Annotated in this window: 42 protein-coding genes; 4 read left to right on the plus strand and 38 right to left on the minus strand. The window is 43.8% G+C overall.

Translation table 11 applies throughout. The features are described from left to right. Positions 1-109 precede the first annotated feature (109 nt). The 37 genes from BUA79_RS01235 to BUA79_RS01380 all read right to left on the minus strand — a co-directional run bounded on the left by BUA79_RS01235 (position 110) and on the right by BUA79_RS01380 (position 18,520). Positions 110-1,267 (minus strand): phage minor capsid protein, encoded by a 1,158-nt coding sequence (locus tag BUA79_RS01235; protein ID WP_094757249.1) that lies wholly within the window; start codon positions 1,265-1,267, stop codon positions 110-112. Positions 1,268-1,276: 9 nt separating this feature from the next. Then, a complete protein-coding gene (locus tag BUA79_RS01240) occupies positions 1,277-2,629 on the minus strand; it encodes a phage portal protein (protein WP_073992548.1) in 1,353 nt (450 codons plus the stop codon). A 14-nt stretch (positions 2,630-2,643) separates the two neighbouring features. After that, entirely contained in the window at positions 2,644-3,942 is a 1,299-nt protein-coding gene (locus BUA79_RS01245) for a PBSX family phage terminase large subunit (protein ID WP_073992549.1), read from the minus strand. After that, positions 3,911-4,423, minus strand: a complete 513-nt coding sequence (locus BUA79_RS01250) for a hypothetical protein (RefSeq protein WP_073992550.1) — start codon at positions 4,421-4,423, stop codon at positions 3,911-3,913. Before BUA79_RS01250 ends, BUA79_RS01245 begins: the two co-directional genes overlap by 32 nt. Before the next feature lie 27 nt (positions 4,424-4,450). Further along, positions 4,451-4,708, minus strand: coding sequence for a hypothetical protein (locus BUA79_RS01255; protein WP_073992551.1), 258 nt, complete (start codon positions 4,706-4,708; stop codon positions 4,451-4,453). Between the two features lie 103 nt (positions 4,709-4,811). Further along, positions 4,812-4,952, minus strand: a complete 141-nt coding sequence (locus tag BUA79_RS12405) for a hypothetical protein (RefSeq protein ID WP_178138506.1) — start codon at positions 4,950-4,952, stop codon at positions 4,812-4,814. Between the two features lie 161 nt (positions 4,953-5,113). After that, the gene (locus BUA79_RS01260; RefSeq protein ID WP_073992552.1) at positions 5,114-5,521 is read right to left on the minus strand and encodes a hypothetical protein; all 408 of its coding nucleotides are present in this window, start codon (positions 5,519-5,521) and stop codon (positions 5,114-5,116) included. A 258-nt stretch (positions 5,522-5,779) separates the two neighbouring features. Then, on the minus strand, positions 5,780-6,043 hold the full coding sequence (locus tag BUA79_RS01265; protein ID WP_073992553.1) for a Gp49 family protein: 264 nt from the start codon (positions 6,041-6,043) through the stop codon (positions 5,780-5,782). A 16-nt stretch (positions 6,044-6,059) separates the two neighbouring features. After that, a complete protein-coding gene (locus BUA79_RS01270) occupies positions 6,060-6,476 on the minus strand; it encodes a hypothetical protein (RefSeq protein WP_073992554.1) in 417 nt (138 codons plus the stop codon). Next, entirely contained in the window at positions 6,473-6,823 is a 351-nt protein-coding gene (locus BUA79_RS01275; protein ID WP_073992555.1) for a hypothetical protein, read from the minus strand. The genes BUA79_RS01270 and BUA79_RS01275 overlap by 4 nt, the downstream gene beginning before the upstream one ends. Next, a complete protein-coding gene (locus BUA79_RS01280) occupies positions 6,820-7,107 on the minus strand; it encodes a hypothetical protein (RefSeq protein ID WP_073992556.1) in 288 nt (95 codons plus the stop codon). Before BUA79_RS01280 ends, BUA79_RS01275 begins: the two co-directional genes overlap by 4 nt. Positions 7,108-7,124: 17 nt before the next feature. After that, the gene (locus BUA79_RS12410; protein ID WP_178138507.1) at positions 7,125-7,283 is read right to left on the minus strand and encodes a hypothetical protein; all 159 of its coding nucleotides are present in this window, start codon (positions 7,281-7,283) and stop codon (positions 7,125-7,127) included. Then, complete coding sequence (locus tag BUA79_RS12330) at positions 7,276-7,446, minus strand: hypothetical protein (RefSeq protein WP_178138508.1); 171 nt, start codon at positions 7,444-7,446, stop codon at positions 7,276-7,278. The genes BUA79_RS12410 and BUA79_RS12330 overlap by 8 nt, the downstream gene beginning before the upstream one ends. 146 nt (positions 7,447-7,592) lie before the next feature. Further along, on the minus strand, positions 7,593-7,736 hold the full coding sequence (locus tag BUA79_RS12415) for a hypothetical protein (protein ID WP_178138509.1): 144 nt from the start codon (positions 7,734-7,736) through the stop codon (positions 7,593-7,595). Position 7,737: 1 nt separating this feature from the next. Further along, entirely contained in the window at positions 7,738-7,896 is a 159-nt protein-coding gene (locus tag BUA79_RS12420; RefSeq protein ID WP_178138510.1) for a hypothetical protein, read from the minus strand. Further along, a complete protein-coding gene (locus BUA79_RS01285; protein WP_073992557.1) occupies positions 7,893-8,264 on the minus strand; it encodes a YopX family protein in 372 nt (123 codons plus the stop codon). Before BUA79_RS01285 ends, BUA79_RS12420 begins: the two co-directional genes overlap by 4 nt. Then, positions 8,257-8,520, minus strand: coding sequence for a hypothetical protein (locus BUA79_RS01290; RefSeq protein ID WP_094757251.1), 264 nt, complete (start codon positions 8,518-8,520; stop codon positions 8,257-8,259). The genes BUA79_RS01285 and BUA79_RS01290 overlap by 8 nt, the downstream gene beginning before the upstream one ends. Beyond that, positions 8,517-8,810: a nucleoside triphosphate pyrophosphohydrolase family protein gene (locus BUA79_RS01295; RefSeq protein WP_073992559.1), complete on the minus strand. Its 294-nt coding sequence runs from the start codon at positions 8,808-8,810 to the stop codon at positions 8,517-8,519. Before BUA79_RS01295 ends, BUA79_RS01290 begins: the two co-directional genes overlap by 4 nt. Then, entirely contained in the window at positions 8,800-9,138 is a 339-nt protein-coding gene (locus tag BUA79_RS01300) for a DUF3310 domain-containing protein (RefSeq protein ID WP_242941623.1), read from the minus strand. Before BUA79_RS01300 ends, BUA79_RS01295 begins: the two co-directional genes overlap by 11 nt. Beyond that, positions 9,135-9,443: a hypothetical protein gene (locus tag BUA79_RS01305; protein WP_073992560.1), complete on the minus strand. Its 309-nt coding sequence runs from the start codon at positions 9,441-9,443 to the stop codon at positions 9,135-9,137. Before BUA79_RS01305 ends, BUA79_RS01300 begins: the two co-directional genes overlap by 4 nt. A gap of 1 nt (position 9,444) precedes the next feature. Beyond that, positions 9,445-9,615: a hypothetical protein gene (locus BUA79_RS12425; RefSeq protein WP_178138511.1), complete on the minus strand. Its 171-nt coding sequence runs from the start codon at positions 9,613-9,615 to the stop codon at positions 9,445-9,447. A 12-nt stretch (positions 9,616-9,627) separates the two neighbouring features. Then, complete coding sequence (locus BUA79_RS01310; RefSeq protein ID WP_073992561.1) at positions 9,628-10,290, minus strand: DNA methyltransferase; 663 nt, start codon at positions 10,288-10,290, stop codon at positions 9,628-9,630. A gap of 109 nt (positions 10,291-10,399) precedes the next feature. Further along, entirely contained in the window at positions 10,400-10,675 is a 276-nt protein-coding gene (locus BUA79_RS01315) for a hypothetical protein (RefSeq protein ID WP_073992562.1), read from the minus strand. Continuing rightward, positions 10,672-10,905, minus strand: coding sequence for a hypothetical protein (locus tag BUA79_RS01320; RefSeq protein WP_073992563.1), 234 nt, complete (start codon positions 10,903-10,905; stop codon positions 10,672-10,674). The genes BUA79_RS01315 and BUA79_RS01320 overlap by 4 nt, the downstream gene beginning before the upstream one ends. A 244-nt stretch (positions 10,906-11,149) precedes the next feature. Next, positions 11,150-13,051, minus strand: coding sequence for a DUF927 domain-containing protein (locus tag BUA79_RS01325; protein ID WP_073992564.1), 1,902 nt, complete (start codon positions 13,049-13,051; stop codon positions 11,150-11,152). A 6-nt stretch (positions 13,052-13,057) separates the two neighbouring features. Continuing rightward, on the minus strand, positions 13,058-13,531 hold the full coding sequence (locus BUA79_RS01330) for a CHC2 zinc finger domain-containing protein (RefSeq protein ID WP_073992565.1): 474 nt from the start codon (positions 13,529-13,531) through the stop codon (positions 13,058-13,060). Beyond that, positions 13,528-14,055 (minus strand): ERCC4 domain-containing protein, encoded by a 528-nt coding sequence (locus BUA79_RS01335; protein ID WP_073992696.1) that lies wholly within the window; start codon positions 14,053-14,055, stop codon positions 13,528-13,530. The genes BUA79_RS01330 and BUA79_RS01335 overlap by 4 nt, the downstream gene beginning before the upstream one ends. A 13-nt stretch (positions 14,056-14,068) precedes the next feature. Beyond that, on the minus strand, positions 14,069-14,491 hold the full coding sequence (locus tag BUA79_RS01340) for a single-stranded DNA-binding protein (protein WP_073992566.1): 423 nt from the start codon (positions 14,489-14,491) through the stop codon (positions 14,069-14,071). A gap of 4 nt (positions 14,492-14,495) precedes the next feature. After that, a complete protein-coding gene (locus tag BUA79_RS01345) occupies positions 14,496-15,194 on the minus strand; it encodes an ERF family protein (RefSeq protein WP_073992567.1) in 699 nt (232 codons plus the stop codon). A gap of 115 nt (positions 15,195-15,309) precedes the next feature. Beyond that, entirely contained in the window at positions 15,310-16,269 is a 960-nt protein-coding gene (locus BUA79_RS01350) for a DUF1351 domain-containing protein (protein WP_073992568.1), read from the minus strand. After that, positions 16,269-16,433 (minus strand): hypothetical protein, encoded by a 165-nt coding sequence (locus tag BUA79_RS12430; protein WP_178138512.1) that lies wholly within the window; start codon positions 16,431-16,433, stop codon positions 16,269-16,271. Before BUA79_RS12430 ends, BUA79_RS01350 begins: the two co-directional genes overlap by 1 nt. Beyond that, positions 16,430-16,768, minus strand: coding sequence for a hypothetical protein (locus BUA79_RS01355; RefSeq protein WP_073992569.1), 339 nt, complete (start codon positions 16,766-16,768; stop codon positions 16,430-16,432). The genes BUA79_RS12430 and BUA79_RS01355 overlap by 4 nt, the downstream gene beginning before the upstream one ends. Before the next feature lie 20 nt (positions 16,769-16,788). Beyond that, positions 16,789-17,127, minus strand: coding sequence for a DUF551 domain-containing protein (locus BUA79_RS01360; RefSeq protein ID WP_073992570.1), 339 nt, complete (start codon positions 17,125-17,127; stop codon positions 16,789-16,791). A gap of 28 nt (positions 17,128-17,155) precedes the next feature. Next, on the minus strand, positions 17,156-17,359 hold the full coding sequence (locus tag BUA79_RS01365; RefSeq protein ID WP_073992571.1) for a hypothetical protein: 204 nt from the start codon (positions 17,357-17,359) through the stop codon (positions 17,156-17,158). A gap of 84 nt (positions 17,360-17,443) precedes the next feature. Further along, a complete protein-coding gene (locus BUA79_RS01370; RefSeq protein ID WP_073992572.1) occupies positions 17,444-17,992 on the minus strand; it encodes a transglycosylase SLT domain-containing protein in 549 nt (182 codons plus the stop codon). A gap of 70 nt (positions 17,993-18,062) precedes the next feature. Further along, a complete protein-coding gene (locus BUA79_RS01375; RefSeq protein WP_073992573.1) occupies positions 18,063-18,251 on the minus strand; it encodes a hypothetical protein in 189 nt (62 codons plus the stop codon). A gap of 56 nt (positions 18,252-18,307) precedes the next feature. Further along, complete coding sequence (locus BUA79_RS01380) at positions 18,308-18,520, minus strand: helix-turn-helix domain-containing protein (RefSeq protein ID WP_073992574.1); 213 nt, start codon at positions 18,518-18,520, stop codon at positions 18,308-18,310. A 193-nt stretch (positions 18,521-18,713) separates the two neighbouring features. Here BUA79_RS01380 and BUA79_RS01385 point away from each other — a divergent pair, with 193 nt between their 5' ends. Both BUA79_RS01385 and BUA79_RS12435 read left to right on the plus strand, forming a co-directional pair. Further along, entirely contained in the window at positions 18,714-19,073 is a 360-nt protein-coding gene (locus BUA79_RS01385) for a helix-turn-helix domain-containing protein (protein ID WP_073992575.1), read from the plus strand. Between the two features lie 23 nt (positions 19,074-19,096). Further along, the gene (locus tag BUA79_RS12435) at positions 19,097-19,249 is read left to right on the plus strand and encodes a hypothetical protein (RefSeq protein WP_178138513.1); all 153 of its coding nucleotides are present in this window, start codon (positions 19,097-19,099) and stop codon (positions 19,247-19,249) included. Here BUA79_RS12435 and BUA79_RS12950 read toward each other — a convergent pair. After that, positions 19,230-19,439 carry a helix-turn-helix domain-containing protein gene (locus tag BUA79_RS12950; protein ID WP_073992576.1) on the minus strand — a complete coding sequence of 70 codons (210 nt, stop codon included), beginning with the start codon at positions 19,437-19,439 and terminating at the stop codon, positions 19,230-19,232. The two genes, BUA79_RS12435 and BUA79_RS12950, sit on opposite strands and share 20 nt — an antisense overlap. A gap of 67 nt (positions 19,440-19,506) precedes the next feature. Between BUA79_RS12950 and BUA79_RS01395 the strand changes: the two genes are divergently transcribed. Both BUA79_RS01395 and BUA79_RS01400 read left to right on the plus strand, forming a co-directional pair. Beyond that, positions 19,507-19,755, plus strand: a complete 249-nt coding sequence (locus BUA79_RS01395; protein ID WP_073992577.1) for a hypothetical protein — start codon at positions 19,507-19,509, stop codon at positions 19,753-19,755. 23 nt (positions 19,756-19,778) lie between these two features. Then, complete coding sequence (locus tag BUA79_RS01400) at positions 19,779-20,900, plus strand: tyrosine-type recombinase/integrase (protein ID WP_073992578.1); 1,122 nt, start codon at positions 19,779-19,781, stop codon at positions 20,898-20,900. Positions 20,901-21,076 lie beyond the last annotated feature (176 nt).

The following is a 21,076-nucleotide window of genomic DNA, read 5'->3' on the forward strand; positions in this document are numbered from 1 at the left end:
CCGTAAGGCCGTCGCCGATTTCCGTGCAGTTTAATGTCGCCAAGCACGTTTATGGACACAAAAAGAGGACGCTTTTACACGTCCTTGATGCAGATAATAGGATCACCTCCTAAACCTTGCTTAATCCGTCTACTGTTACACGTTTGCGCTGTTGTGGAATCCCCATCGCCTCGCTGAATTCATTGTATTGTGCACTTGTTCCACGATAGGACGCGCGATATATTGACATTTCATCCTTATCGGCTCCTCCTTTTTCCAGTAGCTTAATCTCTTGCCGTTGCTTACGCATGAGTGCTTCAAGTTGCCGTTGTCGTTGCGTGGCCTCATACGTGGTGTATTCCTGCCCTTTATATGGAGTAGGTGTATTCTCGTCTGCGTTCATCTGTTTAAGCTGCTTATCCGTGTAGTTTCGCACGCTGGCACCCGGTACAAACGGATTATAGGAATGATAGCAGTTGATTCCAAGTAGGCCACCCGCACTTCCTAATCCACAGATGGTCGTTAATTGCTTTTTGCTATATACTTTGCCTTGCCACTTCTGGTGAGATGGACGCGCCCCGCCGTGCCAATCAACCTCGAAATAGTCCGTATCTAACTGTTCAGCCACATCATCGTTAATTTTAGCGACTGTCTGATTAAACCCGGTCATTAAAGCCATTCTCATAGCTGATTCCACCCGGAAGGAGCGACCGCTTGCATAATCCACGGTACGCAGGCCGGAGGATGTCATTTCCCCAACTATACGCTTTAAGATACTGTTGTAATCATAAGTGCCGGTTGTCAGGTCCATCATGGCACCATCCAGAGCCTCCTGGTAATACTTTGATAGCTCCGTAAATACAATCTTTCCATTCACACGTTTAGCAAAGCCCATTGTGTTGGTTATGTTGCGGAACGTCCCGGAAGTCTGCTTCTTTACCGCGCCGATAATGGTCTGCAGTTCCTTGTTTTCTTTGAACGGTATCAGCTTAACCCCGGAAGCATCATATAGCGCCTTATCGCGGATATAAGCCTGTCCAAGTGTATCGGAATACAATCGGGCCATTTCTTTATCGGAGAAGCCCAATAGGTCTTGTAGCGTTTCACGGATATATTCATCTGATTCCCCCAGCATGCGCAATCTGTTTAACTGCCAATCGGCTGTCGCTGATATTTCCATGCTTGCCCGGATGCGCTCCACTAAATCAGCCATGATTCTATCTTCCGTGGATGATACCGCAGCGCTTAGTTTAATCGGGATACCCTCTAATTCGTCGGAATGTAGCACTTAATCACCTCACATCTGCAGGTTATCCGGTAATATGTCGGCCTGTTCCGGTATCATTCGCTTAGCGGTTTCTTCATCCTCTGCATACCACTTCGCCCGGTACTCCCATAACGACATAACGCCCATGGCTACATCCTGTCTGTCCTGCGTGCGCTCCGTTGCTTTATCCTCAATTATGGAATCATCAAAGCTGACTGTTACCTCGATATCACTTTGGTTGCCCAATAAAGCAGATATTCCCTTTACGAGGCCCCGCAATGCATATTCCAGGATGATTTTATGCTTCTTTAAGTTTTGGAATAGCTCAGACTGTTCGGAAATAATCTCTGTTGCCGTTTTTACCCCCGCGCCATCAAACTGGAATCGACTGTTGCCTAATCCACACTTAAACGACAATAAATCAAGCATCTTCTGGATGCCTGCGTTATGCTCATCTGCCCGGATTGGCACGCTGATATGCGTTATCTTATTATCTGATTCCCTTCCGCCCGGTATCGCATAAAATCGCGTATCGTTTTTGTTGAATACCGGCTTTTTAACCCCGTCGGCGGTTAGCTGAATCGTTGCCATGGATAACGGAACAATTATCTTTGTCTTTCCCAGCTCAAACTCATTGCAATAGGAATCGTAAGCTAAATCCACACCCTCTAGCTGGTCGATGGCGTTAGCAAATACCGATATCCCCATTGGGCTGTCTAAATCGATGTTATTCACGATATTCGGCGTCATGATCTGGAATAACGGAATGGATATGCCCGTTTCCACAATAGGCAGCAGGCCCTCTGGTAATTCCATATCCTTGCCGGTGTCTGCGTTGATATAGTGGTTTTCAATCTCATATAATCCACGCGCATTCTTCCGGTGTATCTGCAGATATGTGACTTCTAAACCGCCTACCTGCCGGGAGCTAGCAAAAGCGCATTCTGTGATATCTCCATTGTCCCATGCTAACGGATGAATCATATCGGCCCGCACGTAATCAATAATGATTTGGCCGTTGTCCATGTATTCCACAAAAGCGCCTGTGCCGAACGCGAATATCAATTCGATAAGTTGATTGGCCCGAATGTCAAAGTTGTTATGCTCGAAGATTGCTTCTAGCTGCTTATTCAGTGCCTCTTTACTTGTCGTAACGGCTGTCTTTTCGTTCATGAGAAGATTCGCCCAGTCCTCACAGACACGCTTCGCCATTGCAAGGGAATAGCGGTCAAACGATATTGTTTCGAGGCCGTTAAATACAGTATACTGGTGGAAGCCTTTGACATATCCCTGATACCAGTCCTGCCATTCCAAGATATATGATTCCGTTTCGTCCGATATCGTGTTATATCCGTTGTTGCCTAAATATTCTCGTATGTTCATTGCTTACCACCTCACTATAAATATAATATTTCGTCCTGCACGCTCTCCGTCGTATATTCCATACTGTCCAGACTATCAATGTTCATCTTGCCATCGTCCAGCCTTATGTCTTTGTTTGCCTGCTTATCATCATATACGGCACCTTCTAAGGCTTCCCGTGTATGTGTGCAGGACTTATGTATCTTGTATCGCATCTGCGCCATCATGGAGTTATAAAAAGCGATCCGGTTATTGATTGAACCCTTGATCGCGTTCTTTATGTCAATATTGATTCTGTTTTTCATTACCGCCGCTTCCAGTCCAGATATCAATGTCTGCTCCGCGCTATCACAATATGCCTCATAACACTTATATTTCATCTGTACCTGGCGTACAAAGTCGCAGAAGTCCGCTTCTAATTGGGCTGGATTAATGCGTTCCTTCCGGTAATACTCCTTTATGGTTACGACTTCCTTGTATCCATAAGTGAATCCGGTAAACGTGAATGAATGGGCCGACTTCGTTCCGCCGAAATCCACTCCGATTATTCCGTACTGAATCGGGTTAGCGGCCAGCCAATCATCATCGACTATATAGTTATCCACATTGTCGGCAAATGTCTGATAGATCAATCCTTCGGAGGCTACCCATAAACCTAAAATAAAGCGCTTGAAGAACACGCCCGTAAATGCATTGTGGAAAAACGCTTTCTTGACCGGGCTTAATGTCAAGTTATCATCCATTGTGAAATGCAGATGATACACGCCCTTTTGTTTAGCCTTTAATATGAATTCCGCATTGATGTAGTGATACGGCCCTTCCGGGTTACAGTTCAACCATATTTTCGCGCCATCCACGGAACACCTGGCTATCATCTGATCTATAAATGACTGTGGAAATAAAGCGGCCTCATCCGCATAAGCTCCGGCAGCCGTTAAACCTTGCAAGGCATCCTGCGATGCTTCGGTGTTGGCTCCGTATAAATAATAAGTATTGGTACCTACTTCGATATGGGCATCACTACCGGAACGGATATATATATACGGCCAGTTCCATGCTTCAAGAATCTGCAGCATTGGCTTGACCACGTTCTTTTTGAGTGCACCCATGCTCTTGCCGGCCAGGATAAATGATTCCCCGGAGTATAACTCTTGTGACCATTGAAGGAATCCGCAAATACAGGCGATTGTCTTACCGGACCGGATAGATCCATCAGCAATAACAAAATCATTCTCTGCAGACTTTATCCCCGGCCTCCACCAGTTCATGAGCCTTAACTGTTGCTTACTGAATGGCTTGAAATTAAACGTCGTCGGCTTGCGCGGTTTCCTCATCGCTTACCTCCGTGTCATCGTCAAACAGGCTGCTCAAATCGTCCTGCGATGGCTTAATTGCATTCAGGAAGCTCTTGATTCCTTCCGAGTTATCCGTTTTGCCCATCATTACATCGTTTGTATATTTCTCGCGCTCATTACGGATGCGCAGTTCTTCCAGTTCCATCTCTGATTTGACCGTCTGCCCGATTGTGTCGCGAATAGCCGTATATGCTTTTACATCGCCTTCCATTGCCTTTTTTATTATGGCCGCGTTCACGGCGCTTTCCACTGTGCTTTTAACGCCCATAGCTTCAAGCATTGGGGTTATATCGGGACTGTCTATTTTGGCGGTTAATAAGGCGTTTAAGACCTTTCGGAAGTCTGCTTTTTCTCGCCTGACCTTGGCGGATTGTTCGCATCCCTTGCGCTGTATCTCTCGTAGCTCGCTCGTTGGTCGAGAATCAAACCCTTTTCCTTTTAAGTTCTCCGGATTCGCCATCACCTCACCTTCCTTCACTTTGTATATTTATCTTCTAATACCTTTTTGACTGTTATAATACATCTGCTTTCGTTCCCTTAACTGTCCATACTCCGTATCACTCAACAGTCTGCGACACGATCCCATCAGGTAGCTGCTATACGGCATCTTGTTATCCCTGATGCATCGGAGTAATGTCTGGCAGCCTTTGTAGGTGCTGAGATGCGCGTGCTGATGATAGGCTCCACCAATCCGTACTACCATGTAATTGTTGTGTTGTTTAATGATATCTAATTTAATATCCATGTATTATCCCTTCTCGGGTCACAACATGTATCCCGCACAGTCCCGCCTCTAGTGCATTGTTGGGATACCCAACCCGATAGCATAAAGCTATCTCACCATAATTTTATTTCAGCTTATTCTCAACACATCGCTCGTCCGGCACGCTCATATACCGAATCGCCCCGTTACTCATCCTCTGCTTAATTACTTTCCCGCATTGCTTTGATGCCAGATGCGGGCATCTTACACATGTTTTGCGTTTCATATGGTTTGATTCCCTTTCGATTAAGGAGGTGGAGCACACTCTGGGTTTCAAGTGCACTCCGATTATGAATGCAACAAAAAGAGCACCCACGAATGAGCGCCCTTGTGATAATCTCTTTATATTAACATTATACTCGATATAGAACGGACAGAACGGACAACTTATGTTTTAACCATGTCCTTTTTGAAGTATCTATCATACGTTTTCCGTATGCAATCCGCCGTATTATATCCACCTAGTTCCATTGCAATTTGATTCCAGCTCATACATGATACGTTGCGGAAGTACATTATCTGCCTCATTTGGCTATCCGGCACACTGTTGATATAATGCATTATCTTCCCGCGTTGCAACTGTATCTCTGCTAACTTGCCTTTGATTATCTCCCGGACTGTTTCCATCTCGATGGCAGTATTCCCGGTCGAATCCGATATCCCGGTATTAAACGGCATCCCGGTCAGCACTTGCCCCTTAACGAGGGATTGGCATTGCATCCGTTCTAATTCCCGTTGCCACATTTTGATTTCATCGTTGATGTAATATATCTGTTTGAGTTCTTCCCTTGTCAATATAAACCCCCTTATGCTCATAATTTGCCCATTTAAGCCATTTGATTATTTACCCTTACATTGTACCGACTAACCCTACACAATCCCGATTTGCCTATCGCAATCAATCAGATTCGCTATCTCCGGACTATATAACCACACACTCAATCATCCCAATAGTCCGTATCGTTATCCAGCGTTATCAGCGACGTAATGATTATCCCGGCCGATGCCCCGACTGCTAAGCCGATTAGTAAGCCTATTATTATATTGGTCATGCTATTCCTCCGATAATTCACATTGCAGCTTATATCCCTCTAGCTCCCACAGTTTGTTTTTGATTCTATCCATGCATATTCCATATCCTATTGTTGCGCTAAAATTCTCCGGGCTTACGCAGGCGCTTGATTCGGTCAATATAAATCCATTTTCAAGTTGTACTGTTACTATTAGGCACTTATCAAACGCTACATCCGCTACGACCATCGCCGTATTAATTAAATCGTCAATCTGTTCCTGAGTTACCGTTCTTCCTTTTTTCATGATTTGCTCTCCTTTTCTATTTATAGATATCTGCGATCAGTGTCGGCTCGGTGTCAGTCCATTGGATGGATTGGAATAGCCCAGAAAGACAAAACCATACACATCCTCCATACGCACTCAAATCCCATCTATCCTCGTGTTTTATTGGCTTAGTAGTGAATAAGTTTAAATCTCCATTCTTATTTCTTACAATCCACTCATATTCTTCTGGAAGATTTCTTGCAATTACCTTTTCATCCTCCGTAAATTGTTTTGGTATCATGATTTCACGCTCCAATAATTTATCAAGAAATACTGAGGTTTCAGACCAATTCGGATTTCTCACACTATTAACTAATAATTTATTATCAAGTATTTTATATTTTGAATCACTCACGTTGAAGTAAAATATCACACCCTCGGGCACCTCTAAAAATTCTGATAATGTTTTCATTCTTCATTCTCCTTTTCTTCTGCTGGTTGATTAAAATACGCTAAGATACCATCTTTCCAACAACAATCTCCACATTCATAAAATTTACTTGTTTTATCTGTATGGTGTGTTTTGTAGTATATGCAACTTCTACATCCAACCGGATACCAATCATCTCTGCTTTCGTTCGTGGCTTTATCAATAAACTCCGCCAAACTCTCGTTACTCTCCCGGATAGCCTCGCCGTTGGTTTTGGGTGGAATCGGCTCGAATTCACTCGAATACGCATGAGAACATTCCACGCATGGCATTTCATCATCGTCCTTGTCTTGGTACTTGCAAAACTCACATCCTTTATATTCGCTCATTCCTTTCCCTCCCACTTTAAAATCTGATAACATTCAAGACATATCCTTTGGTCATCTTCTAGTACGTCTCCACACGATGGACATAAGGGTTCAGCTTCGTCACCTGCTGAAAAGTAGGATTGATGTGAAGGTGTCCAGATGACAGACTTTGGTATCTGCTTTTCCCTAGCCTCAATCAAAAATTTTAATTCCTTGGTAGCTATAGTAGTTTCACCTAGTCCGTCAATTCTAAATGTAGCAGATTCAGTTTTTTGTATCATTTCAATAATTTCTTGTTTGTTCATCCTTGACAACTCCTTTCCTACAAACTAACACCAAGTTTTTCTTTAATATAGTTTTCAACATCATTACATTCTTCCTCTAAGATATTCCAACTTTCAATCAAGTCCTTATAACTATTTCTTCTCATTTCCTTCATCGCCATGCGAAACCATGCGTCTAGTTTTTCAGGTCTATCCATCTATTCCACCACCTTTTACAGTTTCTATAAAATAAACTAACATTCCGTACACTTCTTGTTCGGTAAATTCTTCATGCTCATGATTTATTATGTTACTCGTAATCGCTTCTAGATTTTCAACCACTTTATCCACATCATAGACGGTAGGTTGGTTATTAATCATTTCTCTCAATATTGTCCCATATGCTTTAAGTGTCTTTTCGATTATATCCTTTGTGGCATCTTCATCTTCAATGTCTACACTTGTTTAATATGGGCTGTCTTCGTTTTCTAATTCCTTTAATAATACTTTTCTGCTGATTAAATCACTCATTCCCTCGCCTCCCAATCTTCGCACCCTTCGTCGTGCCCACCGTCATGCACTCCGTAGTTCTCGCACTCCTCGTTTCCGCAGATGAAATCTCCTTGTCTGTCTTTCAGGCTATATATACACGTTCCGCAACATTTTTTCATATTAGCTTTCCTCCATTAACTTTTTCTTTAGCTTTGCGTACTCTTCGTCAAAGTTCACACAAAACTTATCTCTATTCGGGTCATCCTTTAATTCTTCCATCGTTTTCACAAGGTCTAATAAAAACCTTAATGTTGCTCCGTTCATTCTTCCTCCGTTCATTGTTTGTCCTCCTGGATTAGTTCTGGGTTTTCGTAGATGTTGCCGATTACGTGCATCCTTGTGTTTGACACATGATACAATCCGTTATGCTCACACCGGAATCTAAATCCATATGCCTCTTCCGACCAGACTACGGTCATTGTCTCAAGTTGTTCATCGAAGAATCTAATGCTTACAATGTCCCCCTCATAAATCTCTTTTCCGTTCGTATCGTGCAGGCCGGTGTATTGCATTAGTTCAATTTCGTCAAGGCATCTCCACGGATACCCATTACAATTCATCATTTTTGTTTCAAAATTAATATTGTAAACCGGAATTATCTCCTTAAGATTCTTTTCCCATGCCCGAAACTTTATCTGTCTACTCATTATTATCCTCCGTCTTTCCATTAGCCATATGGAAGCTAAGTCTTGCGATAATCCGCAATGCATCCGCCGTCAGTGCTTTGTTGGGCATCCTTGCGTTTCTAAACTTTTCTTCTTCCCACCAGGGAATATCATTTACGCCCTCAAGCTTTCTTGCGCGCCGTTTCTTTATTTCCGCATCAATCCATTCTTTGTGTATACGCTCTTCTTCCACCAATTCCAGAAGCCCTTGTATTAATTTCAGCTTATTCATACTCATTCCCCCTCCTCAATCCGTGCCAACTGTCGCTCAATCTTGCGTTCTATTTCCGTGTTGACCGCGTGATTAATTTCCATCAGGTATTTTAGTTCCGTTGATGTTATGTAGACGTCTGCCAGCTCCGAAACTACGGCTTCTTCTGCTTTTCGGATTTCAGCCAGCGTTCCGCTTTTTCTTGCCTGTTTAAGTTTCTGAATCGCCACAATCAGTTCTGCGTTTTCTTCAATCGCCTTGTCTAGCTGCGTGTCCAGGCCGTAGTGGTCGGCTATAAATTTGATGTCACTCTGCATTGTTGGTTTCCTCCGTTTCAATCAGCTTGTCCAGATACCATTTGGCTTTCTTGATGTCCTCGAGACCGTTCTTGTCCTCGTATCTCCAAAGATATTTTATGACGTTTGCGACACATACCGCCCGGATGCCTACCTTTCCGACTGTGGCGGATTCTAGCGCATCGATGCACTCTACTTTACCCTGACGGTAATGGGATGGGTTTATGTTGTCAGGTGCCGGAGTGGTTTTGATTGGCATGAAGTTGCTCCCGCCGATGCAGGTCAAGCAAAGTCCACGTTTTGTTTTATCATTGAAATACGCACATTCCTTGCAATCAATCATCATCATTTGCTTTCCCCCTCGCTTTCTGCTGGTTGATTTAGCCATTCCTCTGTCGTGCGTTCGTCGCATCCCTCATGGTTGCACACGTCGTATATTTCGCACTCCATGCACTTTCCTGCTATACACTTATATGTTATTCGATTAATAAAATTCCCCAGCTTCTCCGGGCTTTCCGTGAGTGATTCGAAATTAGTCTTTTTCGGCTTCGGCTGGAAATTGTCCGGCGCATTGTATCTGCATTCCTTACACGGCCACAATCCGCTATCCACGCCCTCAAACTTGCAAAACTCACATCCTCTATCTTCGTTCATGTTATTCCTCCTTATTCGCATTTAACTTTCTACCACATACGGGACAAAAATACGCAATACCACCAATAACCATATTGTCTTCTGTTACAACTGCGTTTCCCTCATCGTCTATCCAATTAAATTCAAATCTATAACCCTTGTTGCACCAATCACATTCTTTTTTCTTAGTCATGCTTTCTCCCTTCTATTCGGAATAAGCCAACTTCTCCTCAATTGTTGGTCTATCAATATAATTAAATATATCCTGTTGCGCCATCGCCATATCTAACCTGTTTTTTGCACTGTAATAATACTCCCCGTCTAATTCAAATCCGGTAAATTCAAATCCTAGATTGTGACAAGCTATCAGGCTTGATGCGCTTCCGACGTGTGTATCAAGTATTTTGTCGCCAAGTTTCGCATACTTATTCAATGTCCACTCATATAGCTTTATTGGCTTCTGTGTGGGATGGAAGCGATTTATGTCCATCGGGTTGAGCTTGTAAATTCTTGCGCTTTCATCAAATGATGTCCATGCCATCTCGCACTCGGTAAAACTCCGTCCATACATTGACTCTCCTTTATCCCACACAATAAAGCACCTTGTTGTAGGAAGTGGAAAATAGTTCCCCCCCCATATAACTTGGTTCTTGCTTATCCTGAATAACTCATTGAAGTATTCAGCTGACGGAATTGCGTTATCCCATTTTTTTTGCTTTCGCTTTTTCGTCATCCCCTTTTTGAGCCCCATGTTCATATTTATGTTTATTCCGTAAGGCGGGTCCACTATGGCCAAATCAAAATATTTATCTGGAAATTCCGCCATCCCAACCATGCAATCCTCGTTATAAAACCCCGGTAGCCTCATGCTTCCCCCTCCGCATCGTCCTGATGCCTATCCATCCATTCTCCCCTGCGCTCCTGGTCACGCTCAAACTTCTCGTGTTCGTATTTCAGGTCAGTTAATTCGGCGTTGGTCATTTTAATCCCTCCGCATTCGGATTCAGCCGTTTCCGGGCTTTGTCCCAATTCACCCAAAATGGATCATCCCGCTTTACCTTGCACACAAACGGCGTTTTAGCTTCGACTTCCCCGGCATCCTCAAATTTATATATGCCTTTCATCAATATGTCTTTTCCGACAAAATCCTCTGTCTTTATCGTGTAGCCGAAGTATTTGGTTATTGCGCCGCGTCTGCATTTGGTCAGCTCGGGGATGAGTACCCCGGATTCGTATACGTTATATAGTTTCATTTGATTATTCCTCCCCGATTCGCCTTGTCGGATTGCTGCGTGATGAAAGCCATCATTTCCGATACAGTATTATTATGCTCCTTGTACTTTTCTAACAGTTTCAAGCCGTCCTCATATGCAGCTTCCGAGTTCGCATCCGTCCTATCCATCGTCATCATGCGTTCAAACAACAGATACGATTCGGAATATATTGCTTTAACAGTCTTATATATAGATTCTTTTTCAGACATAAATATAAATACTCCTTTCCGGTAACACATTTTTCGACTTGGTAACCGTACGGTAACCGACTTTTTTAAACTCTTGGTTACCACTTTAAGCCTTATTATATATAGCTTTCAGAGTTTGGTAACCGGGTAACCGGTTTTTTTAGCCCCTATACGCGCAAGATGTTTTTTTTAAAATTTTTCAATTTTTTAATTTCTAGTACAGGGTGGTTGTTTTTTTCGGTTACCCGGTTACTCGGTTACCAGCTTATTTTTTATTGAATGGCAAGGTATCTTCTTCACCGTCCGATACGGTCATAAACTCTTGGCCCTCTGACGGAAGTTTAAGGAATACGCATCGACTCCCGGTCTTGCTTCCGTTAATCTTTTTCAGTTTGGCGGTTCTCCCCTCGCTATCACATTGGATCAGGCCGTTCTTCTTCGCCCAGGACAGGAATGACTTACTGGAGAAGTTGCCATCCTTGCACATATCATTGAATATGTTGGATATAATCATTACATACTCGTCCTCGATAACTCCCCACACCTCGCCGACAACATCGTGTCGCTCTTTAAAGAATTTATTTGTATTGACTGATACGGCCGATAGGATAAACTCATACGCCCGCTCATTCTCCGACACCTCGCCTTTATTCTTCAAGATGTCAACACAGGTCTTCAGGTCTAAATAGATTCCATCCCGGAAGATGTGGTCTGTTGCGATCATGTCGGCAGCCATCAGAATAGACATCGGTAAAGTCTGTTTTTCTTCCTTCTCCACTCCCTGCTCTTTGGCCAGCTCGTTAATCTGTCGCAGGAAGTCCTGCTGAATCTCCCGGACCGTATCAAATCCCATCTGGTTAATCGCATCAATAAATCTCCGCCCGGCGTGGCCATAATGTTGTTTGAGCGATTCCACCACCTCGTTACCATTCGGGAAGATATAACCGTCCCCCATTTCAATATCAATAATTCGGTTGATTGCGCCGCCCTGCATGGTTTCCGTCACAAGTGAGTGTTCTCCATTGGTCAGGATTACGTTTTTCCACGATGTGGGCTTATTCAGTCCCAGGCTCGCATTAGCCCGGTCTTTACCGTGTCCGGAGCAGAGCATATAGACTAATTCGGAAAAATCTCCGCCATATTTGTTTTTAAGCTGCGCCATATCGTCCACCAGGAATGGAAAGTTATTGAGAAAGTCCAGCCGGAGTTCTAATGCCGTTACGGTCGATTTGGGATCCGTGATATAATCGGCATCCGGTTTCGCCCATACCGAAGCGGCCAGCATGATAGCGACCGTCTTTCCTTTTCCGGTATCACCCCACAGATTGACGATGAATGGCAATGCGTTTAATGGCTCGACCAGGGCAGATGCGAAACTCCCGGCCATGTAAAACGCTGGCTCAATTCTTCCGGTCTTGCGCACTTCTCCGATAAGGGATAGCCATGTTTCTTCGCTTCCTTCTTCATGGATTGCCTCGTATGTGGATTTATATTTTGTTTCCGAATCAAATATCGTACTGCAACCGTATGGCATATACTCTCCATTTACCCAGCCCAGCTTTGAGGTGGACACCTGGACCGGAATCGTGTCGATGTTGTAGTTTTCAATGTCCGATAAGTACCTAACCAAATTCCTGGCCGTTTCGGATGTGACTGACACGCCGTAATCCGCAAGGCTTACAATCTTGTTTGCCGAAGCAATAACGCCTTTGTCAACAATGATGTTGTTCCAGCGGTTCCCCTTTTTGTAATCCAGCTTGATTTTCTCCTTGCCGGTTTCGACATTAATCAGGCGCTGCGTCGGGAAAATCGGATGGTAGCAGGCTATGATCTCGCCGCTGAATGGGGAAAATGTCTTCACGCCGTTTCCGTTGGCTATCCAGCTTCCGCATTGCATCTCGTTTATCTTGGTGTGGCCGAAGTCGGTCATGCGCTCCATCGAATCATGGATAACCGCCGGAGCGTTTTCTTTATCGTACTTTGCCTTGGCTTTCTTATAGGCGGTCACCAGCTTAGTAAATTTAGTCTTTACGCCCAGTACATCGGCCCGGTCGGTAAGGGATAAGAGCATCCTTGCCTTGTATATTTCATCCTCTTCGCTGAATACCTCGCACAAAATGTCGTCCGATAGGATACTGTCGGCATCCAGACTGTTTAATTCTTGCAATTCTTATCACTTCCTCTCCATGTGGCACTCCAATTTGTGATATTCATATGGCAATTTATTCTGATACCAGCACCACTCGTCCGATAATGGCTCGGATTCTGCTATCAAATTCTGATAGACCGTGATGTAGTCGCATATTCGCCTTAATTCAGCCTTTTCTATTCGTTCGGTTTCAATCCTCTGTCTGGCTCGCCTTTGTGCCTGTTCTGCCAGTGTTTTGGCCTTGAATGATGGCTTATCCGTTCCGCCTAGCAACTCAAACGCCGTCCGGAAGTCGCATTGAGCAAAGTGCATTGTCAGGTCGAATATATCCATGCCTTTTCCGCAGACGTAGCAGTAATAAAAATCCCGGCTTACTTTGGCATTTAGATCCGTACCGCCATGACAGATTCCATTACATCGGCCATGCTTGACTTTTACCCCGTACCGTTCCAGCACTTCCGGGACAGACACGATTGCTTTTATTTCGTCTTTGGTCATGTGTCGCCTCCCAGCAGTTCAATGATTCGTTTCCCGGTTTGAGTTTTCTCACAAAACTCGAACTCGCACCCGTATTTCCGTTCCTGCGTCTGCATCACTTTTGCCAGCGTTTCCCCGGTCATTGCATTCGTTTCTCGCCATCCTCCGGCTATCCAGTATTCGTTGCCGGCTGGATCCGTTTCGATTTTATCCGGAATGCGTATCTTGCCCCTTGGGTTCTGCCAGCTCGCCACATCGTCAATGGATTTTATATCCGGACCGTGTTCGATTAGGATTATTAATTTAATGCCCATTTCCTGAGCCCTCACTAGCTCCCGGCGGAAGCGGTCGTGTCCTTGACAGACATTCGCGCATATTTCAGATAGATTTTGCTTACGGTCGATTATCACTCTTGGGTTATCCAGGGACATATAGTCCCCGGTCCATAATTTCGATATATAGTGCTTCACTCGTTGGCGGTCGAACTCTGCCACGATCTTCTTAATAGCTCTCGCTTTCTCGCGAGAATCAATTTGTATCGTCAGCATGATGTTCCTCCTAGTTAAACGGCATTCCCTCGTCCTCTACGCCATCAGGTATGTTCATAAATTCATTGTTCTTCGCCTTGCCGGGATCCGGTCGGTTTGTCTGTGCCTGTTCTCCGGCGGCCTTACCTTTTGGAAATTCCACATTGTCAACCATTACGTCGGTCGTGTATACTTTTACTCCGTCTTTATTGGTATAACTTCCGGTCTGAATTCTGCCTTCCAGCTCGATTCCGTCGCCCCTGTGAAAATATTTTTCAATAAATTCTGCGGTCTGTTTGAATGCCTTGCAGTTGATAAAGTCAGCGGTCACTCCGTCGTTAGTCTTAAATTTGCGGTCTGCAGCTAATGAAAATGATGCAATAGACATTCCGGCATCCGTATATCTGACCTCCGGGTCCTTAGTTAATCTTCCTGATAAAATTACACGATTCATAGTATTATTCTCCTTTAGTTTTAGAATTATTTAATGCTTTCATCACGGTCGAGAACATTCCCTCTGTGATTTCTGCAATGCTATCCACCTTGTAACGATTACAAATTGCTTCCGGCGCTATGCCGATGCGTGTCAGTTCCGATTCGATAACTTTGATTTTATTGGAGTCAATCGGCTGCATGGCGATTTCAAGCGCTTCCCTTTCCACTTCCGGTTTCTGTACCGGCTTCTGTTCCGGCTTCTGCTTTGCCTGTGGCTTCTGCGCTTGTTTTGGCGCTACTGCGTGCGCTTCCGCATCCGGGTCCAACATTTCCTCAGTCGGTATACAAAACACTTGAAAACAGACGTATTTAAACGCTATGGACATTGCTTTATTCGTAACCTTGTCCCCGGAATCCATTGCTTCCCCAATTACTGTGGCGCTAAGATTTGAGCCGTCATCCGTGAAAAACTTGTAAGCCATTTTTAATCTGGAATAAAACATTGTTCCGCCGCTCTTGGTCTGCCTTTCTTCCCTTGTTTCATCCAGCACTTCCGGGACAATAAAAACCTTGTGCTTAACCATTGCCGGCTGCAGCGCGTTCATTACGTCATCCACGCCCCGGTAAAAAAATCCTTGCTGCTGATTCTTCTTATTCTTTTCGATTGCCCCGATCTCGCTCATTACGGAGCTGATGGCCTGATATATCTTTCCGTTTTCCATGTATCCTCCTATTTTGATTTCCCTTTATTAACTTTCATTGCCGATACCTTCTGCGGTTTCTTCCGTCCGATTAATGCGGAATAGCCGTTCTGCTTTGAGGCGCGCGACTTGGCCATTATTTCAGCCTCCACTCAACACCTATGGAATTCATATACATTTCAACCTGGCGGAGTTCGTCATCCGTTCCGGCTATCTCATATATTGTTGGAGTGATCCATTCAAGCGGTTCGGCATCAAACGGCGCTTCCAAATCTTCTTCATCCGTAAATGTCGGAATAGGACCCGGTTCAACTACGGCTTTGACACTCAACATTTCATCAATGGCTTTCTTGCGTTCCTCGTCCCTGATTCTTTGTTCCTCCGCTACCCTGTCACGCTCTTCCCTGCGGATTCTAGCCACTTCCGCTTCTCGCTTGGATTCTTCTTCGGCTTTTCTTTTCTCTGCCTCTCTTGCCACGATTTCAGCCTTCTGTGTCTCGTACTTAGTTATGTAAACGATGGCGTTATTCAGGCTCAAGTCCGTCTTGTAGATTTCAAGAGCTGCCTGTGTGCATTCGGAGTTCATGGCCTGGATAGCTTCAATGGCTGACTTGGTACTACTCATGACGGTACACATCTCTTCCTCTGCATCCTTCAGGCTTACGGTCTTGTTTTCCCATTTTGGATTGTAGATTTTATCCAGGGGAAGAAACTCTTGCAGATCGCCAACCAAACTTGTGTATAAATATTCAATCTTCTTTTTCTTCTCAGCCTTCTGCTGTTCTTCAAAATCCTTAATCTGGCCGTCTATCAAATTGACTGGCTTATCAATTAAAGCGGTCAGTTCTTTTACCCTTGAATCAAAATCATCATATGGCTGCATGAATGCCTTTTTAACCTCGATACGGCGATCGCTGAGTGCTTTCTGCATTTTACGAAGGGAAGCAATTTCTTTCTTGGCGGCCGGGATGGATTCTTCCATAACCACCGCACCTTCGTATGCTGATACAATACCGTTGATTCCGGCTTTCATTTCCTCAAAGTTAAAATTGATTACACCTAAGTTCTGCTGAATTACTACCTCTAAATTGTTCATTATTCCATTTCCCCCACTTCCACTTCATCCTTATAATCCCATTCGCATTCCACCATGCAGTCGTTGACTGTATCAATCACAAAATCATTCACATCGCACATGTCCGGAATGTCAATATCCATATTCGCGTGCCTTATCTTGACTTCAATCCATACTTTCCTCATGGCGTTACCTCGTTGATGGCCTCGGTTATCTCTAATGATTCAAAAAAGTATTCCCTTATGGCATCCTGACACTGCTTAAAGCCATCCTGTATATTTGGGTTAGCTGTGTACAGATGCGCCTTGATAATCCCCAGGTGGTTCTCCCTGCGCCAATCGAAAACCTCTGGCTTACCCATTGTGAGAGAATTTTCCCCAAACGATGTAAACCATGAATTATCTATCACAAATCTTTCCTCATTCGCCCCGATCACGTTGTACTGCTGGACTTCCTTGATAATCTCGCCACTATTCCTCCGGCCCAGTGTAAATTCAAATACCATATCTCCAACTTTCATTGATTTCCTCCTATTTCGTGCTATAATTCTTTACTTGGTCCTTCCGGCAATGGCATCCAGTGAGTTATGCAATCCTTGTGTTTTCTATAAACCGAATCTCCGTCTATATCCCATTCTCCAATATAAAATCCATCCTCCGGCGCTATGATTTCGTATTCTTTGTTAAAGAGTGTATTAAATACCCTTTCACTTTTTGAGTGTCCTGGATGTCTATCCACCCTATTATCTATTACTGTTCCGGCCTTGTAGTATGCAAGCAGTCCGACTTGGAAATCCTCCAGGCATTCATCGTAGTAGCAGGTTAATATGCTTTGTTCGTCCTCCGGCAATCTTTCTTTTACGCTAATCCATTTACTCATTTTACTTTTCTCCTTTATGTGCTATAATTTAATTGACTTTTTGTTCCTGCCCCTCGGTTGCCGCTGATGGGCTTTTTTCTTGCTCGGCTACCTCTTTAATAATCTGCTGCGCCTTCTCCAATGCATAAATATACGTCTGGGAGTGCTTGCTGGGCTTTCCGTCATAACATTCCAGGATGCCGTTGATTTCTGTGGTTATGAGGCGGTAGGCGGTTTTCAGTGGTTCGGTCATGCGGGGCCCTCCTATTCCGCTTCTTGAATCAGATCCATAATATTTATCTGTTCGTCCGGCTTATATGTCAGCATTTCTTCCTCCTTAATCGTAAAATGCTAACTCCTGCGCCCTTGCTATAATTTCCGTTGCGTACCGTGTCGGACTGTCTGCATTGTTCCAGGCGTACCGCTCCCCGCCATTAAAAGCCGATAAAGCCCATTCAATCCCATTACCCTTACTTATTAACTCTAATAGATAATCCACCCCTACAATCACGTTTGGAATCGGCTGAAGCATATCGGAGGCGGTATATCCGTACTTTGCCATCCGGTCTGCGTGGAATCTGATTTGAATCTGCATGAGGCCGTAACTCTTGCCCTGGTCGCCGATTACCAATGCATCATAATCGCTCTCATACTCGATAATCGCCAAAACTAAATAAGGGCTGATTTCTTTATCGGAACAATATTGATATAACCATTGGTCAAATTCTTCTCCGATTGGAGAGATAATGCTTGATGATACAGATGTTTCTGTTGGTGCTTCTGTCGGGATCTCGATTGTCACTGCTTCGGTCTGAATTTCCGTCATTGCTTTTACCGGCTCCGCTTCGACTGGCTTGTCATTGTACAGCCACATTCCGCAGATCATGGCGGTCAATCCGATTCCGGTTAACGCTGGATATAAAATGTCTTGTTTTAGGTTGATACGTATCGCCTCCTTAGATTAAAATCCCTCGTTTTCTCAACTTCTCAAATTCTTCTGTATCAATTATAAACTTACCGCCCCGGCTGGTCCTGTTCGCAAACTTGACGGCCTGTTTATGATGGACGATCCTTTTTAGGTAGTCCCGGCTGAATCCCAGTTCGGTCAATTCTGATATAGACATGAGCGGCTTGGGATAGTTCATTGCGCTCCCTCCCTTCGTGATTCCGTCCAATTTGGACGCTTGAAAAGCAAAAAAAATTACGGACGTTTGAAATTTACAAGAGCTACGCCCGTCTTTTCGCTAATCTGGAAAAGGTTGCTGACACTCATACTCCTCATATTTTGTTCGTATCTTCTGTAAGAGCGGTATGGAATGCCCACTAATTCGGCAAATTCCTCTTGATTCATCCCGAACAACATCCGTAATTCTTTAAGGGTTACAACCCCTGTAATAGTAATCTGGTCTAACATGTAATCACCTCCTGGCATTATTTTGTAAGCCGTCCGTATTGGACGTTTTAAGAATAGCACTTATGTGTGTAGGTGTCAACCCCAATTTGGACGTTTTTTAAAAAATATTTCTTGTATTCCGTCCAATAGTGTCTTATAATGGGATTACACTTATACATGAAGTGAGATTGAAAAATAGGAGGCAGGCGGCAATATGGAAGGTACACTATATATTGAGATAGGCAGAAGATTAAACGCAGCTAGACTTGAAAACGGCTTCACACTTGAGTATGTGGCGCGCAAACTAAACGTAACCGCCAAGACAATACGCAGATATGAGGACGGAGATAGAAAAGTAACTCTGGGCACACTGAAAGACCTATGCGATATTCTTGGAATGGACTACTATCAACTATTAAAAGATTTACAGGGCAATGGCGGACGCACGCCGACACCTATCAAAGAAGTGCAGCTTGATCCGGAAACAATGGCATTAATCGATGCGACAAAAGAGCTTAGTCCAGCAGACAAAGAAAAGGCGTTGGAAATCGTCAAGTTGCTTGCTAAGAAATAAAACAAGGGAAAGAGGAACGAGCTATGAGGATAGTAGGAGAAGGGTTGCCAGATGATATTATGGGGATTATGAAGGGAGGCGAGATGATTGTGAGTGATGCGCTCGATATTGGGGCGCAGATAGATGTGTTTTTATATTTTTTGGATAACCTATCCACTATATCGGATAAATCGTAAACAATTCGCCAATATCCACATTAAGAGCGATTGCAATCCGCGCAAGCGTTAATATAGATGGATTCCTGTTCCCGTTCTCGATTTCGGATATCTGACTGTCACTAACACCTGATATCTTTTCGAGTTCGGCAAGGGTCAATCCCTTATTGTATCTAATTTGTGCAATATGATATATAATTTTTATGTCCATGCTGATTATTATATCACTTATTTTATTTTATGCCGTCCTATATTGTGGATGGAGAAGGGGAGACAATATGACTTGTCCAAAATGTAATTCAGAAAATGTAAATACGCAGGTAGTGTCGGAGATGACGCTCAAAACAAAGCACCGGGGAATTATCTATTGGCTGTTTATTGCCTGGTGGTGGCTTCCTATAAAGTGGTTAATTTTCACTATCCCGGCAATTATCGTTAAATTATTCAGGCCGAAACGGTATAAAACTACCACAACGCATATAACAAAATGTGTCTGCCAGGGCTGTGGAAATACCTGGGACGCATAACGCCATAGCCGGGAGGTGATTTTATGGCTAAAGCAAAAGAACAAAAATACACACCGCGATCTGACGGAAGATACCACACCCGGATACGCACCGGGGAGCATGATGATAACGGAAGGGCAATATCTATTCCGCTGTATGCTGCCAGCAGCGCAAAGTTGGAAAAACTAATCATTGATACGAAAGTGGACTTAAAAAACGGAACCTATAAAAAGCCAGATGAAGTTACCGTGGAATCATATGCCGAGAAGTGGCTCAAGACCTATAAGAGCAATAAGTCCACCAATACTAAGCAAATGTACGCCTGGATTGTTAAAGGGCATATAATCCCTAAAATAGGCACAAAACGGCTTGTGGATGTAACCCACTCCGATATACAATGGATTATTAACGATATGGGAAGCAAAAGGAGGACCTGCGAACAGATCATGCTGACACTCCGGCAAATCATAAAGGCAGCCATCCGGGATGATATCATCAAAAAGAGTCCATGCGAAGATATTGAGCTTCCAGCAAAGACAAAATCAGAGAAACGTGCCCTGACCGATAAGGAAGTGGAGGCCATGAAGAAATGCGACTTTACCGAAAAGGAATCTGCTTTTGTCGGCTTACTATATTATTTTGGACTGCGCCGGGAAGAAGTGATTGCCCTGATGCGGAATGATTTCGACTTTGAAAAAAAGACTCTCACAATCAGCCGGGCCATTGTATTTGATGTGAATAAGGCTGTGGTAAAGGATACGAAGTCCCAGGCCGGGAAAAGAGAGCTTGTCATTCCAGATGCATTCCTCTCCGAGATACAAAGCTATATATCGACCATAGACGGACTTTATCTGTTTACTAAGAGTGACGGAGGATTAATAAGTAAAGTTGCTTTCAGGCTCCTATTTGATGCGATACGGAACAAGATAAACGCAAAGATGGGAGGCAATGAGAAGATAAAAGCCACGGACTTGACCGCCTACACATTCCGTCATAATTATTGCACATTGCTATACTATTCCGGGATCTCGACAAAGAAGGCTGCAGAGCTGATGGGTCACAAAGATATACAGATGATAATGAGGATATATGCCCACCTGGACGAGCAGAAGGAAAAGACGGAAGAAAAAATAAACACGATGTTCGACAAAAAGATTGCATTATAATTTACAAATAAAAAGGCCCCTACCGTAATGGTAAGGGCTTAATTTTTTGACTAAACTTTGACTAAACTTTGACTAAATTACACCCCCAAAATGGGCCTTGACTAAACTTTGACTACACTTATTTCGGCTTATTTCAACCTACTTCCACTAATTAAAAAAGTGCCTAAACCCTAGAG

Origin of the sequence: Parasporobacterium paucivorans DSM 15970, from assembly GCF_900141895.1 — a bacterium.
Classification (GTDB): domain Bacteria; phylum Bacillota; class Clostridia; order Lachnospirales; family Lachnospiraceae; genus Parasporobacterium; species Parasporobacterium paucivorans.

Bases quoted from the DNA above. Each gene is read 5' to 3' on its own strand.
- BUA79_RS01240 (WP_073992548.1), bottom strand. From the start codon at position 2,629: ATGAACATACGAGAATATTTAGGCAACAACGGATATAACACGATATCG.
- BUA79_RS01245 (WP_073992549.1), bottom strand. From the start codon at position 3,942: ATGAGGAAACCGCGCAAGCCGACGACGTTTAATTTCAAGCCATTCAGT.
- BUA79_RS01250 (WP_073992550.1), bottom strand. From the start codon at position 4,423: ATGGCGAATCCGGAGAACTTAAAAGGAAAAGGGTTTGATTCTCGACCA.
- BUA79_RS01255 (WP_073992551.1), bottom strand. From the start codon at position 4,708: ATGGATATTAAATTAGATATCATTAAACAACACAACAATTACATGGTA.
- BUA79_RS12405 (WP_178138506.1), bottom strand. From the start codon at position 4,952: ATGAAACGCAAAACATGTGTAAGATGCCCGCATCTGGCATCAAAGCAA.
- BUA79_RS01265 (WP_073992553.1), bottom strand. From the start codon at position 6,043: ATGAAAAAAGGAAGAACGGTAACTCAGGAACAGATTGACGATTTAATT.
- BUA79_RS01270 (WP_073992554.1), bottom strand. From the start codon at position 6,476: ATGAAAACATTATCAGAATTTTTAGAGGTGCCCGAGGGTGTGATATTT.
- BUA79_RS01275 (WP_073992555.1), bottom strand. From the start codon at position 6,823: ATGAGCGAATATAAAGGATGTGAGTTTTGCAAGTACCAAGACAAGGAC.
- BUA79_RS01280 (WP_073992556.1), bottom strand. From the start codon at position 7,107: ATGAACAAACAAGAAATTATTGAAATGATACAAAAAACTGAATCTGCT.
- BUA79_RS12410 (WP_178138507.1), bottom strand. From the start codon at position 7,283: ATGGATAGACCTGAAAAACTAGACGCATGGTTTCGCATGGCGATGAAG.
- BUA79_RS12330 (WP_178138508.1), bottom strand. From the start codon at position 7,446: ATGATTAATAACCAACCTACCGTCTATGATGTGGATAAAGTGGTTGAA.
- BUA79_RS12415 (WP_178138509.1), bottom strand. From the start codon at position 7,736: ATGAAAAAATGTTGCGGAACGTGTATATATAGCCTGAAAGACAGACAA.
- BUA79_RS12420 (WP_178138510.1), bottom strand. From the start codon at position 7,896: ATGAACGGAGGAAGAATGAACGGAGCAACATTAAGGTTTTTATTAGAC.
- BUA79_RS01285 (WP_073992557.1), bottom strand. From the start codon at position 8,264: ATGAGTAGACAGATAAAGTTTCGGGCATGGGAAAAGAATCTTAAGGAG.
- BUA79_RS01290 (WP_094757251.1), bottom strand. From the start codon at position 8,520: ATGAGTATGAATAAGCTGAAATTAATACAAGGGCTTCTGGAATTGGTG.
- BUA79_RS01295 (WP_073992559.1), bottom strand. From the start codon at position 8,810: ATGCAGAGTGACATCAAATTTATAGCCGACCACTACGGCCTGGACACG.
- BUA79_RS01300 (WP_242941623.1), bottom strand. From the start codon at position 9,138: ATGATGATGATTGATTGCAAGGAATGTGCGTATTTCAATGATAAAACA.
- BUA79_RS01305 (WP_073992560.1), bottom strand. From the start codon at position 9,443: ATGAACGAAGATAGAGGATGTGAGTTTTGCAAGTTTGAGGGCGTGGAT.
- BUA79_RS12425 (WP_178138511.1), bottom strand. From the start codon at position 9,615: ATGACTAAGAAAAAAGAATGTGATTGGTGCAACAAGGGTTATAGATTT.
- BUA79_RS01310 (WP_073992561.1), bottom strand. From the start codon at position 10,290: ATGAGGCTACCGGGGTTTTATAACGAGGATTGCATGGTTGGGATGGCG.
- BUA79_RS01315 (WP_073992562.1), bottom strand. From the start codon at position 10,675: ATGAAACTATATAACGTATACGAATCCGGGGTACTCATCCCCGAGCTG.
- BUA79_RS01320 (WP_073992563.1), bottom strand. From the start codon at position 10,905: ATGTCTGAAAAAGAATCTATATATAAGACTGTTAAAGCAATATATTCC.
- BUA79_RS01330 (WP_073992565.1), bottom strand. From the start codon at position 13,531: ATGACCAAAGACGAAATAAAAGCAATCGTGTCTGTCCCGGAAGTGCTG.
- BUA79_RS01340 (WP_073992566.1), bottom strand. From the start codon at position 14,491: ATGAATCGTGTAATTTTATCAGGAAGATTAACTAAGGACCCGGAGGTC.
- BUA79_RS01345 (WP_073992567.1), bottom strand. From the start codon at position 15,194: ATGGAAAACGGAAAGATATATCAGGCCATCAGCTCCGTAATGAGCGAG.
- BUA79_RS01350 (WP_073992568.1), bottom strand. From the start codon at position 16,269: ATGAACAATTTAGAGGTAGTAATTCAGCAGAACTTAGGTGTAATCAAT.
- BUA79_RS12430 (WP_178138512.1), bottom strand. From the start codon at position 16,433: ATGAGGAAAGTATGGATTGAAGTCAAGATAAGGCACGCGAATATGGAT.
- BUA79_RS01355 (WP_073992569.1), bottom strand. From the start codon at position 16,768: ATGAAAGTTGGAGATATGGTATTTGAATTTACACTGGGCCGGAGGAAT.
- BUA79_RS01360 (WP_073992570.1), bottom strand. From the start codon at position 17,127: ATGAGTAAATGGATTAGCGTAAAAGAAAGATTGCCGGAGGACGAACAA.
- BUA79_RS01365 (WP_073992571.1), bottom strand. From the start codon at position 17,359: ATGACCGAACCACTGAAAACCGCCTACCGCCTCATAACCACAGAAATC.
- BUA79_RS01370 (WP_073992572.1), bottom strand. From the start codon at position 17,992: ATGATCTGCGGAATGTGGCTGTACAATGACAAGCCAGTCGAAGCGGAG.
- BUA79_RS01375 (WP_073992573.1), bottom strand. From the start codon at position 18,251: ATGAACTATCCCAAGCCGCTCATGTCTATATCAGAATTGACCGAACTG.
- BUA79_RS01380 (WP_073992574.1), bottom strand. From the start codon at position 18,520: ATGTTAGACCAGATTACTATTACAGGGGTTGTAACCCTTAAAGAATTA.
- BUA79_RS01385 (WP_073992575.1), top strand. From the start codon at position 18,714: ATGGAAGGTACACTATATATTGAGATAGGCAGAAGATTAAACGCAGCT.
- BUA79_RS12435 (WP_178138513.1), top strand. From the start codon at position 19,097: ATGAGGATAGTAGGAGAAGGGTTGCCAGATGATATTATGGGGATTATG.
- BUA79_RS12950 (WP_073992576.1), bottom strand. From the start codon at position 19,439: ATGGACATAAAAATTATATATCATATTGCACAAATTAGATACAATAAG.
- BUA79_RS01395 (WP_073992577.1), top strand. From the start codon at position 19,507: ATGACTTGTCCAAAATGTAATTCAGAAAATGTAAATACGCAGGTAGTG.
- BUA79_RS01400 (WP_073992578.1), top strand. From the start codon at position 19,779: ATGGCTAAAGCAAAAGAACAAAAATACACACCGCGATCTGACGGAAGA.